Source organism: Pseudomonas sp. GL-B-26, from assembly GCF_019947405.1.
Classification (GTDB): domain Bacteria; phylum Pseudomonadota; class Gammaproteobacteria; order Pseudomonadales; family Pseudomonadaceae; genus Aquipseudomonas.
The window spans coordinates 32,322-46,819 of the sequence record NZ_JAGYGJ010000004.1 but is presented as its reverse complement, the minus strand read 5'-3'; the positions used below and the strand labels follow the sequence as shown (position 1 = coordinate 46,819).

The following is a 14,498-nucleotide window of genomic DNA, read 5'->3' as shown; positions in this document are numbered from 1 at the left end:
CCAGATAAAAGATCGCAGCCTTCGGCAGCTCCTACGGCGGGACACCGATCCAGGTAGGAGCTGGCGAAGCCTGCGATCTTTTGCTGTTAGCGCGGTTTGCGCCCCGACACAAAATGGCTCACATCATTAAACCCCGGCGTCGACGCATGCCCAGGCACAACCAGCGAATCAATAAACGCCTCATCCTCAGCCGTAATCTTCACCGCCTGCGCCTTGGTGTAGGCATCCCATTGTTCTTCGGTGCGCGGCCCGACGATGGCCGAGGTGACGGCGCTGTTGTTCAGCACCCAGGCGATGGCGAATTCGACGATGCCCACGCCGCGACCCTGGGTGTACTGCTGGATCTGCTGAGCAATGCGCAGGGATTCGACGCGCCATTCGGTTTCCAGAATGCGTTTGTCGGCGCGGCCGGCGCGACTGTTGGCGTCCGGCTTCACGTCCGGTGCGTATTTACCGCTGAGCACGCCACGCGCCAGCGGACTGTAAGGCACCACGCCCAGGCCATAGTTTTGCGCGGCGGTGATCTGCTCGGTTTCCGCCTGACGGTTGACGATGTTGTACAGCGGCTGACTGATCACCGGCCGGTCGACGCCCAGTTGATCGGCCACACGAATCACCTCGGCGATGCGCCAGCCACGGTAGTTCGACAAACCCCAATAGCGAATCTTGCCCTGGCGGATCAAATCACCGATGGCCGACACCGTCACTTCAAGCGGCGTGTTGTGGTCTTCGCGGTGCAGGTAATAGATGTCGAGATAATCAGTGCCCAGGCGCGTCAGGCTCGCGTCAATGCCATTGAACAGGTGCTTGCGGCTCAGACCGCTGCGGTTGGGCACACCGTCCACCGGACCGAAGCCGACCTTGGTCGCCAGCACCCATTCGTGGCGGTTACCGGCAATCGCTTCGCCGACGATCTCTTCGGAGCGGCCGTTGGTGTAAACGTCTGCGGTGTCGATGAAATTGATGCCCTGGTCCCAGGCCTTGTCGATGATCCGCAGGGAGTCTTCGGTGCTGGTCTGTTCGCCGAACATCATGGTGCCCAGGGTCAGGGTGGAAACCTGTAAACCCGAATGACCCAGCGTGCGGTAGCTCATGACGAAATCCTTTTACCGGTGGGAGAAAGGCTCAATCAAATACCAGAACGGTGGGGCGGGGCAATCTGATTTATCGACGAAGCGCCTGGCAGCACTTTTGCCCAGAAACGGTCGGGCGCTTCAAGACCTCGAATGAAGGTCGGGGTAACCACTCGTCGCTACTGTCAGATTTGACAGTAGCCAGTCTTCCCGGCCTGGAGTGTGATAACCCCCGCGTCCCGAGAAGGCTCAGGACTCGTTGCCTTCCAGGAGAGCATGATGGATACCCAGTCCGCCGCGTTGAACGAATTGTTTGTGCTTTTTCCCGTAATCATCCCGGGCTGGGTGTCTCCGGTGAAACCTGCCGACATCGCCCACGGCGGCATTCCAAAAGCCCTTTACGATGGCCAGGCCCAGGGCCTTGAATGCCTGGTCGATCCCTGGACCGAGCTGCGACTGCGCTCCTGGATCATGGCGGCCGATGATCGCGTGGATTTGTATTGCAACGGCGATCTCGTCCCAGGAGCAGGCCAGACCGTCAAGCCGGGGGAGGAAACGCTGCGCCAGCGTCTGTACCTGCCACACGGGAATTTGATGCATGGCGTCAACCGTCTGCATTACGTGGTCACCCGTGTCGGGGGGAACTCCGAACCCTCTCGGGATCTGCTGGTGCTGTATCACCTACGGCCTGTGGACAACCTGGATCTGGTGATCCCGTCCGACGTGCTCAAGGACGGCGTCAGCGCCGCACGGGCGGCGCAAGGGGTGGAGTTCGGGTTCACCTATGCCAACCGGCGCAACCACGACCGCATCGAGTTTCTGTTGGGCGACACCCAGGTCAGGTTCGACGTCCCCGACGGCACGGCGCCAATCACCCACACACTGTTCACCGACACGTTCCAGGAGGCTGGCGACAACCCGAAGGCGGTGGCCGAGTTCTATGTCGTCGACCAGTTGGGCAACAGGGTCAAATCCCCGGAGAAGCACCTGGATATACACCTTGCCCGTGTCGAACTCGAGCAGGTGATCCTTCGAGAAATCCCGACCGAGAACAATGACGACCCGGCCATCGTTGATCTCGCCAAACTGAACGGCGGGCCATTGTGGGCCTTGATTCATCTGATCGATGCGATCTGGGACGTGGGGGATGAGATCCACCTGACGTTCACCGCTCTGGTGAATGGCAGTCCGGTTGCCACCCATGAACAAACTCTGCCAATTACACAGGTGCCGGGGCAATTCTCTTGGGACATACCCAACAGCAAGGTCATTGCCGACAGCGTGGTGAGGGTGATCTATGAACAGGTCAGAAATGGCGCGGTCATTGCCACGTCCAGAACGGCTACGGCGCAGGTGACGGGTGAGGCCGCAGGACAGCATGGTGTGCCGACCTTCACCAACAAGCCCTACACCATCGCCCCGGCTGGCCGGCTGAAGAACGTTGAGTTGCTTCTCAGTACCAGCAATAACACCCCCATCCCCGGGGGCAAGCTCAGTCTGACTCTCCCGGCCAACTTCATGTACGCCGATGGCGGCAGCGGCCAGCGCGACTTCATCACCGACGCTGTCGGCAGGCTCAGCGTCAGCCGCATCAAAGGCACTCTCATCCCCGGCTCTTACAGTCTGAGCGCCACCAGTGGTGTTCAGGTCGCCAACGCAACCGTAACCGTTACGGGGCTGGGGCCGGTCGGTAGCATCCCGGTCGGGAAGGAGCCGTTCGGGATCGCTGTCAGCCCGGACGGTACCCGCGCTTATGTCAGCAACTGGAGTAGCCACACGGTCTCGGTGATTGATACGGCGACGCATCGAGTCCTGACGCACATCCCAGTCGGGAACCGTCCGTGGGGGGTTACCGTCAGCCCGGACGATGCTCGCGCTTATGTCTGCAACTTTGGTAGCCACACGGTCTCGGTGATTGATACGGCGACGAATCAAGTCCTGACGACCATCCCGGTCGGGAACAGCCCGTACGGGATCGCAGTCAGCCCGGACGGTAGCCGCGCTTATGTCTGCAACTCGCAAAGCAACACGGTCTCGGTGATTGATACGGCGACGGATCAAGTCCTGACGAACATACCGGTCGAGAGCCATCCGCTCGGGATTGCCGTCAGCCCGGACGGCACCCGCGCTTATGTCACCAACTATACTAGCTACACCGTCTCGGTGATTGATACGGCGACGGATCGAGTCCTGACGAACATCCCGGTCGAGATCCTTCCGTCCGGGATTGCCGTCAGCCCGGACGGTACCCGCGCTTATGTCTGCAACTGGAGTAGCCACAGGGTCTCGGTGATTGATACGGCGACGAATCGAGTCCTGACGAACATCATGATCTCGTATCCGAGGGAGGTTGCCTTCAGCCCGGACGGTGCCCGCGTTTATGTCGGCAACGAGCGTAGCGGCATGGTCTCGGTGATTGATACGGCGACGAATCAAGTCCTGAGGACCATTCCGGTCGGGAACTCTCCGGCCGGGATCGCCGTCAGCCCGGCCGGTGCCCGCGTTTATGTCTGCAATATGGCTAGCCACACGGTCTCAGTGATTGAGGGGTAATCTGGGGCATCCATTAGCTGGTCTCGAGTCAAGGCTAAATGTCCGCTTACCCTGCAGTTCTGAACTGCAGGGTGTTTCCCTCGCCATGGAAATTAAGGGGACAGATCTATTTATCCGGTTTTGGCGCGGCGTCGGCAGTGACCACGAAAAGAGGGACATACATATTTTCCGTCTCTCCTGTCGATTGAAAAGTGAGCAATGACTGAGTTGTTTAATCGACATCTCCAGATACTGATTCGGGCTACACATCCTTGCGCCACTGCCTACGACTACGCCAGAATCCGCCGGCTTGTGCGCCTTGGGCCTGGGCTCTATCGTTTCACCCGTCGCTGAACAACAGCGATGGGGTTTGGTAGCCCGGTTATACAAGGTGCAATGTATCGCCATTTGGGGCGTTTTTGTCTCGGCTTTATGGTGGTCATGCACAGGGCGCCTTCGGGCGCGCCGGTTCCCTTGTACCCGGTCTACCAACCTGCGTATGGCCACCACCCATTCGTTTGGTAGCGAGAGTGATGGCTCCTTTTTTTAGTACAAGGAGATTCATCCATGTTCAAAGTAACGCCCAATCCACCGGACACCGATCCGGCATCCCCGTGCGAATCACTCGATTCAAAAAAACTCCACGAAGCCGCCGACCGCGCCCTCGATCACTACCTCAAGCTGGTTGCCCATATCAAAGCCACCCCGCGCACACCCGGCACCATGTTCATCGTCAACCCGGAGCTCGATACCGAAACCCTGCTGGGCCATGCTTGCGAGTCGTTGGCATCAGCCAATGTCATGACCATGGATCTGGCGGATCATATGGAGGGGTCGAGTCGCAATTCCCTGTTGGGTATTGCGCAGATCATCATGCTGGGCGAACTGGCGGTGAATCGGGCGCTGGATAACATCGACCCGCAAGGGTAGCGACGATCTGTGGTGGGGGCTTGCCTGTGGCGAGGGAGCTTGCTCCCGCTGGGCTGCGCAGCGGCCCCAAACTCCGGTACACCGCGTTCACCGGTTTTACGACTGCTTCGCAGTCGAGCGGGAGCAAGCTCCCTCGCCACAAAAACATCTGTGCATGCGAGAAATGAGAAACGGCCCGAAAGGGCCGTTTTTTGTTGTCGTCAAACCTTACACCCGCAACGTCCGCGTCATGCGCAGTGCCAACAAACTCCCGCAAACAATCACGCCCGCCAGCAGGTAAAGCGCGGCATCGGTCGATCCGGTGCTGTCCTTGACCCAGCCCACCAGATACGGACTCAGGAACCCGGCCATCTGCCCCATGGAGTTGATCAACGCCAAACCACCCGCCGCAGCGCCCGCGCTGAGCAGCGCCGTCGGCACCGGCCAGAACATCGGCAGGCCGGTGAGGGCGCCCATAGTGGCGATGGTCAGGCCGAGGATGGCGATGGCCGGCGTTGTCGCAAAGTTCACAGCGATCAGCAAACCGACCGCGCCCATCAGCATTGGCACCACCAAATGCCAGCGGCGTTCTTTGCGCAGGTCCGCCGAGCGGCCGACCATCAACATGAACAGCGCCGCCAGCAGGTACGGAATCGCACTCAACCAGCCGATCACCAGGTTATCGCTGAAGCCCAGGTTTTTGATGATCGACGGCAGCCAGAAGTTGATCGCGTAGACGCCGCTCTGGATGCAGAAATAGATCAGGCCGAAGGCCCAGATCGCCGGGTTCTTGAACACGGCCAGCAGCGAGTCGGTGGTGGTTTTCGGTTTGTTGGCCAGATCGATAGCGTGGTCGGCTTCCAGCACCGAGCGCTCGAACGGCGTGAGCCATTTGGCGTTGGCGTAACTGTCGCTCAACAGGAAGTAGGCGAGGGCGCCGAGGATCACGGTCGGAATGCCTTGCAGCAGGAACATCCACTGCCAGCCGGCCAAACCGCCCTGGCCTGCGGCGAAGTGATTGAGGATCCAACCGGAAAACGGGCTGCCGAGCAGGCCGGATACCGGGATCGCCGACATGAACAGCGCCATGATGCGGCCACGGCGGAAGGTCGGGAACCACTGCGAAAGGTAGAGCACCACGCCCGGGAAGAACCCGGCTTCGGCCGCGCCGGTGAACAGGCGCAGGGTTTAGAACTCGGTCGGGGTGGTGACGAACAGCAGGCAGGTCGAGAGCGAGCCCCAGACGATCATCATCAGCGCGATCCAGCGGCGCGGGCCGAATTTGGTCAGGGCCAGGTTGCTGGGTACGCCGCACAGCACGTAGCCGACAAAGAAGATCCCGGCCCCGAGGCCGTAGACGGTTTCGCTGAATTTCAGCGCGTCGAGCATCTGCAGCTTGGCAAATCCAACGTTCACCCGGTCGAGGTAGTTGAACAGGTAGCAGATGAAGATGAAGGGAATCAAACGCAGGGTAATGCGTTTGTAGACGGCGTTTTTTTCGTCAACGATGGCCTGGGTAGCGGCGGCGCTCTGTGACATGGCGGGCTCTCTCTTTATTATGATTTTTTGCGATGCAAGGGTAACGTTGACCGCCCGGTGAGTCTCGGCCACCGCTTGGGTCATTGTCTTTGTGCCTGAGCACAGGGTTTGCCACCAAGGCCTGTGCGGGTGAACAATCCGCTCCATCACGCTTTCAAGGATCCCCGCTATGTTCGAACTCGATCACGACCTGGCCCAGGACATCGTCGACCGGGCGATGGCCATCCTGCCGTATAACGTCAACGTCATGGACAGCCAGGGCCTGATTCTCGGCAGCGGCGAGCCGGAGCGGGTCAACACCCGGCATGAAGGCGCGCAACTGGTGCTGGCCAACGGGCGAGTGGTGGAGATCGACGCCCAAACGGCGATTCATTTGAAAGGCGTACAGCCGGGCATCAACTTGCCGCTGTTACTCGATCAACGCTTGATTGGCGTGCTGGGCATCACCGGTGAACCCGAGCAATTGCGCACCTATGCCGAACTGGTGCGGATGACCGCCGAGATGCTGGTCGGCCAGCGCAATCAGCAGGCCGAACAGCAATGGCGGCGCCAGCGTTGCGACGATCTGCTGGCATTGCTGCTCAGCGAGGCCGGGGATTCGCCGCGGTTGATCGATGAAGCGCAACAGCTGGGGCTCAAGCCGCAGATGACGCGGGTGCCGTACCTGTTCGAGTTAGGGATGGAACACGGTCCGGGGCAAACCGTCGAGGCGCTCAGCGCCTGGCTGACCTCGCGCTACCCAGACAGTTGGTGCGTGAGTTCGGCCAAGTCCTCGTTGCTCTGGTGCCGACCGGCGGCGCAGGCGATCGAGAATGACCGGCTGCTGGAAAAACTCGACGGCCTCGGCTGGAACATTCTGCGCATCGCCGTAGGCGGGCAGGCGGATGGGCTGTCGGGATTGCGCCGCTGCTACCGCCGCGTCGGCGACTTGCTGGCTTATGGGCGAGAAGTGTTGCCGCACTCCCGTTTGCTGACGCTCAACCGTTACCGGTTGCCGGTGATGCTCTGGCGACACCGCAACGACGACGCGCTGGACGAGCTGCTCAAACCGTTGCGCAAAGTCATTGCCAAGGATGGCAACGGACAACTGCTGGCGACTTTGCGCTGTTGGTGCGATCACGATGGGCAGAGCCAGGCCTGTGCCGATGCGCTGGGTATTCATCGCAACAGTTTGCGCTATCGAATGGAGCGGATTGCCGAGCTCAGTGGTGTTGATCCGCTAAGACTGGACGGGATGCTCGCGCTTTACCTCGGCGTGCAGCTCCTCCCCCAGATTGACGCGCTGAACACCACCCTGTAGCAGCTGCCGAGCAGCGCGAGGCTGCGTTCGGCGGCGCAGCCGTCGTGAAATCATGCGCCGCGGAGCATCAGGCAGACCGTACTTGCAGAATTTACGACGGCTTCGCCGCCGAACGCAGCCTCGCGCTGCTCGACAGCTGCTACAACGAACGGTGTGGAGGGAGGTTTTGTGGAAATGAACAATAATCGTCATGGCCGCTTGTGCAGCGGACCGGCGTTATTGTTCTTGCCTGCTGGCAGCATGGAACGCATTGGAACTGGAGAATTCGCATGAAAATCGTCATCGCCCCCGATTCGTTCAAGGACAGCCTGAGTGCCCAGGGTGTGGCTGATGCCATTGCTCTGGGGTTGGCGCAGGTTTGGCCCGATGCGCAACTGGTCAAATGCCCGATGGCTGACGGCGGGGAGGGGACCGTCGAGTCGATTCTGGCGGCGTGCGAGGGCGAACTGCGTCGCACCCCGGTTCGTGGGCCGCTCGGCGCGACGGTTGAGGCCGCTTGGGGCTGGTTGCCTCAGAGCCACACCGCGATCATCGAAATGGCCGAGGCCAGTGGCTTGCAACTGGTTCCGCCGGGCAAGCGTGATGCGTGCTTCAGCAGCACGTTCGGCACCGGCGAATTGATCCGCGCGGCGCTCGATGCCGGGGCGCAACGGGTCATTCTGGCGATTGGCGGCAGCGCCACCAACGACGGCGGGGCGGGTGCGATGCAAGCCTTGGGCGTCAAACTGCTGGACGCACACGGCCGAACACTGGCCCCGGGTGGTCTGGCGCTTGGACAGCTGGCCCGCATTGATCTGAGTGAATTCGATCCGCGTCTGGCCGAGGTGAGATTCGACATCGCCGCCGACGTCGACAATCCACTGTGCGGCCCTCACGGTGCCTCAGCGATTTTCGGCCCGCAAAAAGGTGCATCACCCGAGCAAGTCCAGCAACTGGATCGCGCGCTCGGGCACTTTGCCGAGCGGTGCGCGCAAGTCCTGAACAAAGACGTACGTGACGAACCGGGCAGCGGTGCGGCAGGCGGCCTGGGGTTTGCTGCCAAGGCGTTTCTGGGGGCGCAGTTCAAGGCTGGCGTTGAAGTGGTCGCCGAACTGGTTGGCCTCGATGATGCAGTCAAGGGCGCGGACCTGGTGATCACCGGAGAAGGTCGTTTCGATGCTCAGACCCTGCGTGGCAAGACGCCGTTTGGTGTGGCGCGTATTGCACGGCAGCACGGCGTGCCGGTGATCGTCCTCGCCGGGACGCTGGGTGAGGGTTATCAAGCACTGTACGAACATGGCATCGATGCCGCGTTTGCCTTGGCCAGTGGACCGATGACGCTGGAGCAGGCGTGTGCCGAGGCACCGCGGTTGTTGCGGGAGCGGGCGAGTGATGTTGCGCGGGTTTGGCGGGTGGCTTTGTTTAAGGCTTGAATGTTGCGTTGGATTTTAGATCCACCCCTCACCCCAACCCTCTCCCCAGCGGGGAGAGGGGGAAAGGGGGCAGATCTTCAAGCTTTTCAAAGCTTGAGTTCGACTCGCAATTGCAGGTCGCAGTATTTAGAACAAACACCTCCGCCAGTCCCCTCTCCCTACGGGCGGTCCGACGTTTCGGGAGGGTTAGGGTGAGGGGCGGTTCCAAACTTGAAATATATTTCTCAACGCCCCGCAAAAATCCTCATCCCCAGCCGATACAGATAACAGGCCCACACAAACCTATTCCAACAGTGGCGCCAAACTGAAAGCGCGTGCGCCGCCGCCCGCCCTTCAGCGATCACGCAAGGATGCTCGTAGCTCCATCACCCGAGAATCATCCTATGTCACTGCGTAATCTGAATATCGCGCCTCGAGCTTTCCTGGGTTTTGCTTTCATTGCCTTGCTCGTCATCGTGCTGGGTGTGTTTGCCGTGAACCGCATGACGAGCATCCACCAAGCCTCCCTCGACATGGAAACCACGCAGCTGCCCAGCGTCGGGTTTCTCGGCAATCTGACGGAAAACGTCCTGCGTCTGCGCATTCTTTCTTTCCGGGTGTTGGTCAACCGTGATCCGAACGCGTTGCAGGAAGCCCAGACGCGTATCGGCGTGCTGGTCGACAAGGTTCGCAGCGCACAATCCAGCTATGCAGCGTTGTCGGCCACCCCGGAAGAGGCCGCGCTGTACAAGACGTTCACGGCAACCCTGGACAGTTACCTGCAAGCCCAAACCCAGATGCTGGAGCTGTCGCGGCAGAACAAGCTCGATGAGATGCGCACGCTGATCAACACCCGGATCAAGGACGGTACGGACCAGATGGGCGAGCAGCTGAACAAACTGGTGGCGATGAATAATGCCGATGCGAAAACCGCGTCGGCCGCAGCGGGCGAGCAGTACCGCAGCGCGATTACCGGCATCATCGTGGTGGCGGTGATTGCGTCGCTGATGACCGTGCTGCTGGCCTGGCTGCTGACCCGCAGCATCGTCACGCCGCTGAACCGTGCGTTGCTGGCGGCGCAAACTATTGCGGGCGGCAACCTGACCAACGTCATCGAGGTCGATGGCAAAGACGAACCGGCCCGCTTGCTCGGTGCCTTGTCCGCGATGCAGGCCAGCCTGCGCAAAACCATCGAACAGATCGCCGGTTCCGCCACCCAACTGGGTGCCGCCGCTGAAGAACTCAGCACGGTCACCCAAGAAGCGTCGCGCGGTCTGCAACAGCAGACCAACGAAATCGAACAGGCCGCCACCGCGGTCAACGAAATGACTGCTGCCGTGGAAGAAGTGGCGCGCAACGCGGTGTCGACGTCCGAAGCCTCGAACCAGTCGACCCAGGCGGCCCGCGAAGGTCGCGACCGTGTGGTGGAAACTGTCGGCGCGATCCAGACCATGACCCACGATGTGCAAAACACCTCGGTGATGATCGAAGGCCTGGCCGCTCAGGGGCGCGACATCGGCAAGGTGCTGGACGTGATCCGCGCCATCGCCGAGCAAACCAACCTGCTGGCGCTGAACGCCGCGATCGAAGCCGCCCGTGCCGGTGAAGCCGGGCGCGGTTTTGCGGTGGTGGCGGACGAGGTTCGGGCGTTGGCCCATCGCACGGCGCAATCGACCCAGGAAATCGAAAAAATGGTCGCCGGCATCCAGAACGGCACCGGCCAAGCGGTCGCGTCGATGCAGCAAAGCAATCAACGCACTCAAAGCACTCTGGAAATGGCCCGTGCTGCCGGCGTTGCGCTGGAGCAGATCACTCAGTCGATCCAATTGATCAACGAGCGCAACCTGGTGATCGCCAGCGCGTCCGAAGAACAGGCCCAGGTGTCCCGCGAGGTCGACCGTAACCTGGTGAACATTCGCGATCTGGCCACGCAGTCTGCCGCCGGTGCCAACCAGACCAGCGCCGCGACTCACGAACTGTCGCGCCTGGCTGTGGATTTAAATGCCATGGTGGCGCGTTTCGTGATTTGAGATAGGGTTGTGGCTTGGAACCCGCGCGACTGGAGAATTACATGCGCTATTCAGCCTTGACCAAACGAATCGCCGGTGACGGCGCTGCGGCCTGGCAGATTCATGACCGAGCACTGGAATTACTTGAGCAGGGCGTTGATGTGCTGCTGCTATCGATCGGCGATCCCGACTTCGATACGCCGCAGCCCATCGTTCAGGCGTGCATCGATAGCTTGTTGGCCGGTGATACCCACTACCCGTCGGTACGTGGCAGTCGGGGTTTGCGCGACAGCATTGCCAACCGTCATCGACGTCGCAGTGGTCAAGCGGTGGATGCCGATCATGTGATCGTGCTGCCGGGTGCGCAATGTGCGGTGTATTCGGTCGCGCAATGCCTGCTCGATCCGGGCGATGAAGTGATCGTCGCTGAGCCGATGTACGTGACCTATGAAGGCGTGTTCGGTGCCTGTGCAGCCAAAGTGGTGCCGGTGGCGGTGCGCCCCGAGAACGGCTTTCGGGTCGATCCGGCGGATGTCGCGGCGCTGATCACACCCAAGACCCGCGCCATTTTGCTCAACAGTCCGAACAATCCTTCCGGCGCCAGTTTGCCGCTGATGGTCTGGCAGGAGCTGGCATCGCTGTGTGTTCGTCACGACCTGTGGCTGATCAGCGACGAGGTCTACAGCGATCTGTTGTATGAAGGCGAGCACATCAGCCCGGCCAGTCTGCCGGGCATGGCCGAGCGCACCGCGACCATCAATAGCCTGTCCAAATCCCACGCCATGAGCGGTTGGCGAGTGGGCTGGGTGATCGGGCCGAAACCTTTGGCAGAACACTTGGTGCACCTGTCGTTGTGCATGCTGTTTGGCATTCCGGATTTCATTCAGAACGCCGCGCAATTGGCGCTGGATGAGGATCTGCCGGAAGTGGCGCTGATGCGCGAGGAGTATCGCCAGCGTCGCGACCTGGTGTGCGCGAGCCTGAGTGATTGCCCGGGCATCCGGCCGATCCGGCCTGATGGCGGGATGTTCGTGATGATCGATGTGCGCCAGACCGGGCTTGGTGCCCAGGGTTTTGCCGAGCGGCTGCTGGAGGGTTATGGCGTGTCGGTGCTGGCGGGTGAAGCGTTCGGCCCGAGTGCGGCGGGGCATATTCGATTGGGGTTGGTGGTGGATCAGCTGAAACTGGCGGATGCGTGCCGGCGGATTGCGTTGTGCGCGGCGGACCTTCTGGAAGCTCGTCGGGCCTGAAGGATTTGTGCTGGCTTTAATGGCCCCTTCGCGAGCAAGCCCGCTCCCACATTCGACCGCGATCAAATGTGGGAGCGGGCTTGCTCGCGAAGACTGACTGACAGGCTCCAAATTTCTTAAGCCTGCCACGCCCCGGCATTCACCAAATTTTTCGGCCGCTCACCCGCCAGCGCCGCCAGCAGATTGTCCACCGCACACGTGGCCATCGCCTCCCGCGTTTCATGCGTCGCCGAGCCAATGTGCGGCGTCGCCACCACGTTGTTCAGTTGCAATAGCGGCGAGTCAGGGTTCAGTGGTTCACGTTCGAACACATCCAGCCCCGCAGCGCGAATCTGCCCGTCACGCAAGGCCTGGATCAGCGCCGCCTCGTCCACCACCTTGCCCCGTGAAATGTTGATGAAGATGGTTTCGGGGCGCATCAGGGCGAATTGCTCTGCGCCGATCAGCCCCTCGGTTTCAGCGGTCAGCGGCAAGGTCAGGCAAACGAAATCCGCCTGCTGCAACAGCGCCGACAGGCTGCGGTACTGCGCGTTGAATCGTTGTTCCACCGCCGGTTTCGGTGAGTGGCTGTGATAGATAACCGGCATGCCAAAACCGAAATGCCCACGCTGGGCCAGGGCCTCACCGATCCGCCCCATGCCAATGATGCCCAGGGTTTTACCGTGCACATCGGTACCGAATTGCGCGGGACCGACATTGCGCTTCCACTGACCGGCGCGAACCATGTTCGCCAGTTCCACCACGCGCCGGGCGGTCGCCAGAATCAGCGCGAAACCGGTGTCGGCGGTGGTTTCGGTGAGCACGTCCGGGGTGTTACTGAGCAGGATCCGTCGTTCGGTCAGGTAGTCGATGTCGTAGTTATCGACCCCCACGGAGACGCTGGCGATAGCTTCCAGGTCCGGCGCCAGATCCAATAATCCGGCATCCAGTTTCAGACTCGCACCGAGCAATCCGTGGGCGCGGGGCAGGGCCTCGCGCAGCGTGGCCAGCCCGTCGGCATTGAGGTTGTCGATCAGCGTCACCTCGGTCTGCTCGTGCAGGCGAGCCATCAGCAGCGGCGAGAGTTTCTTGTACAGCACAACCTGCTTTTTCATCGTCATCATCTCAACTTCAATTCAGGAATGAGCAGCCGTCGACCGTTGCACAACGGCCTTGGCCACGACCCGGTCGCTGGCGCCGGGCTTGAGGAAAATCGTCAGCACCACCGAGAGCATCAACGCGCCGCTCATCAACAGATAGGAAGCACCCGGCGAGCCGGTGGAGCTGTTCAAGTAGCCCACCAGATACGAACCGCCAAACGAACCGAGCGCACCCATGCTGTTGATCAGCGCCATGGCGCCCCCGGCCACGTTGGCCGGAAGGATTTCCGGAATGATCGCGAAGAACGGACCGTAAGGCGCGTACATGCAGGCGCCAGCGATCACCAGCAGGGTGTAGGACCACCAGAAGTGTTCAGCGCCCAAGGCGTAGGAGCCATAGAAAGCAATCGAGGCGATCAGCAGCGGCGGCCAGACGAAGCGTTTGCGCTTCTGCAGTTTGTCCGAGCCCCAGGACACCAGCAGCATGCCAATCACTGCGGCCAGATACGGCAGCGCCGAGAGCCAGCCGGCTTCGATCATGTCCATCTGTGCGCCAGCCTTGAGGATCGACGGCAGCCACAACACGAAGCCATAGACGCCGATGCTCCAGCAGAAAAACTGCAAGGCCAGGATGATCACCTTCGGCGAACGGAAGGCTTCGGCGTAGTTTTTCACCGCTTTGATACCCACCTGTTCGGCGGCCAGAGCGCTTTGCAGATCGTGCTTTTCCTGGTCGCTCAGCCACTTGGCCTGGGCGGGACGGTCATCGGCCAGACGCCACCAGATAAACGCCCAGAGCACCGCCGGCAAACCTTCGATGATGAACATCCAGCGCCAGCTGTAATGCTGCACCAGATACCCTGAGACCACCGACATCCAGAGCATGGTCACCGGGTTGCCGAGGATCAGGAAGGTGTTGGCGCGCGAGCGTTCGGCACGGGTGAACCAGTGGCACAGATAGATCAGCATCGCCGGCATCACCGCCGCTTCGACCACCCCGAGCATGAAGCGAATCACGATCAGCCAGTAGGCGTTGGAGACGATCCCGGTCAGCGTGGCCAAACCACCCCAGAGAATCAGGCTGACGAAAATCAGCTTCTTGACGCTGTGCTTCTGGGCGTAGATCGCGCCCGGCACCTGGAAGAAAAAGTAGCCGAGGAAGAACAGCGCGCCAAGCATCGACGACAGGCCCGGCGTGATCATCAAGTCGGCGGCCATCCCGGAGGCGGCGGCGAACCCATAGTTGGCGCGGTCCAGGTACGCCAGGCTGTAGGTGATGAACACGATCGGCATGATGTACCACCAGCGGCGGGCGGCGAGTGTTGCGGTTTTCATAGTGGTGCTCCTGAGCTTGTTGTTTTTGTCGCAGCAGGTAACGGGTTAAATCTTCAGTGACTGTGCGGGCCTCTTCGCGAG

At 60.9% G+C, this 14,498-nt stretch carries 9 protein-coding genes and 1 pseudogene; 6 read left to right on the top strand and 4 right to left on the bottom strand.

The features are described 5' to 3' along the window. Window positions 1-86: 86 nt before the first annotated feature. Window positions 87-1,094 (bottom strand): aldo/keto reductase, encoded by a 1,008-nt coding sequence (locus KGB23_RS03745; protein ID WP_223429923.1) that lies wholly within the window; start codon window positions 1,092-1,094, stop codon window positions 87-89. Between the two features lie 258 nt (window positions 1,095-1,352). Here KGB23_RS03745 and KGB23_RS03740 point away from each other — a divergent pair, with 258 nt between their 5' ends. Both KGB23_RS03740 and KGB23_RS03735 read left to right on the top strand, forming a co-directional pair. Beyond that, a complete protein-coding gene (locus KGB23_RS03740; protein WP_223429922.1) occupies window positions 1,353-3,626 on the top strand; it encodes a beta-propeller fold lactonase family protein in 2,274 nt (757 codons plus the stop codon). A gap of 546 nt (window positions 3,627-4,172) precedes the next feature. After that, the gene (locus KGB23_RS03735) at window positions 4,173-4,535 is read left to right on the top strand and encodes a DUF6124 family protein (protein WP_223429921.1); all 363 of its coding nucleotides are present in this window, start codon (window positions 4,173-4,175) and stop codon (window positions 4,533-4,535) included. A gap of 207 nt (window positions 4,536-4,742) precedes the next feature. On the opposite strand, the pseudogene KGB23_RS03730 reads toward KGB23_RS03735, so the two are convergent. Continuing rightward, window positions 4,743-6,053, bottom strand: a pseudogene (locus tag KGB23_RS03730) (MFS transporter). Between the two features lie 169 nt (window positions 6,054-6,222). On the opposite strand from KGB23_RS03730, the gene KGB23_RS03725 reads away from it, so the two are divergent. The 4 genes from KGB23_RS03725 to KGB23_RS03710 all read left to right on the top strand — a co-directional run bounded on the left by KGB23_RS03725 (window position 6,223) and on the right by KGB23_RS03710 (window position 12,003). Then, window positions 6,223-7,353 carry a sugar diacid recognition domain-containing protein gene (locus tag KGB23_RS03725; RefSeq protein ID WP_223429920.1) on the top strand — a complete coding sequence of 377 codons (1,131 nt, stop codon included), beginning with the start codon at window positions 6,223-6,225 and terminating at the stop codon, window positions 7,351-7,353. Between the two features lie 269 nt (window positions 7,354-7,622). After that, on the top strand, window positions 7,623-8,765 hold the full coding sequence (locus KGB23_RS03720; RefSeq protein WP_223429919.1) for a glycerate kinase: 1,143 nt from the start codon (window positions 7,623-7,625) through the stop codon (window positions 8,763-8,765). Window positions 8,766-9,148: 383 nt separating this feature from the next. Next, window positions 9,149-10,774 carry a methyl-accepting chemotaxis protein gene (locus tag KGB23_RS03715; protein ID WP_223429918.1) on the top strand — a complete coding sequence of 542 codons (1,626 nt, stop codon included), beginning with the start codon at window positions 9,149-9,151 and terminating at the stop codon, window positions 10,772-10,774. Window positions 10,775-10,815: 41 nt separating this feature from the next. Then, on the top strand, window positions 10,816-12,003 hold the full coding sequence (locus KGB23_RS03710) for a pyridoxal phosphate-dependent aminotransferase (protein WP_223429917.1): 1,188 nt from the start codon (window positions 10,816-10,818) through the stop codon (window positions 12,001-12,003). A gap of 116 nt (window positions 12,004-12,119) precedes the next feature. Here the strand turns inward: KGB23_RS03710 and KGB23_RS03705 are convergent, their stop codons facing one another. Then, window positions 12,120-13,097 (bottom strand): NAD(P)-dependent oxidoreductase, encoded by a 978-nt coding sequence (locus KGB23_RS03705; protein ID WP_223429916.1) that lies wholly within the window; start codon window positions 13,095-13,097, stop codon window positions 12,120-12,122. Window positions 13,098-13,118: 21 nt separating this feature from the next. Continuing rightward, window positions 13,119-14,417 carry an MFS transporter gene (locus KGB23_RS03700; RefSeq protein ID WP_150655872.1) on the bottom strand — a complete coding sequence of 433 codons (1,299 nt, stop codon included), beginning with the start codon at window positions 14,415-14,417 and terminating at the stop codon, window positions 13,119-13,121. Window positions 14,418-14,498: the final 81 nt, after the last annotated feature.

Coding starts and splice junctions, on each gene's coding strand:
- KGB23_RS03745 (WP_223429923.1), bottom strand. CDS start 1,094: ATGAGCTACCGCACGCTGGGTCATTCGGGTTTACAGGTTTCCACCCTG.
- KGB23_RS03740 (WP_223429922.1), top strand. CDS start 1,353: ATGGATACCCAGTCCGCCGCGTTGAACGAATTGTTTGTGCTTTTTCCC.
- KGB23_RS03735 (WP_223429921.1), top strand. CDS start 4,173: ATGTTCAAAGTAACGCCCAATCCACCGGACACCGATCCGGCATCCCCG.
- KGB23_RS03725 (WP_223429920.1), top strand. CDS start 6,223: ATGTTCGAACTCGATCACGACCTGGCCCAGGACATCGTCGACCGGGCG.
- KGB23_RS03720 (WP_223429919.1), top strand. CDS start 7,623: ATGAAAATCGTCATCGCCCCCGATTCGTTCAAGGACAGCCTGAGTGCC.
- KGB23_RS03715 (WP_223429918.1), top strand. CDS start 9,149: ATGTCACTGCGTAATCTGAATATCGCGCCTCGAGCTTTCCTGGGTTTT.
- KGB23_RS03710 (WP_223429917.1), top strand. CDS start 10,816: ATGCGCTATTCAGCCTTGACCAAACGAATCGCCGGTGACGGCGCTGCG.
- KGB23_RS03705 (WP_223429916.1), bottom strand. CDS start 13,097: ATGAAAAAGCAGGTTGTGCTGTACAAGAAACTCTCGCCGCTGCTGATG.
- KGB23_RS03700 (WP_150655872.1), bottom strand. CDS start 14,417: ATGAAAACCGCAACACTCGCCGCCCGCCGCTGGTGGTACATCATGCCG.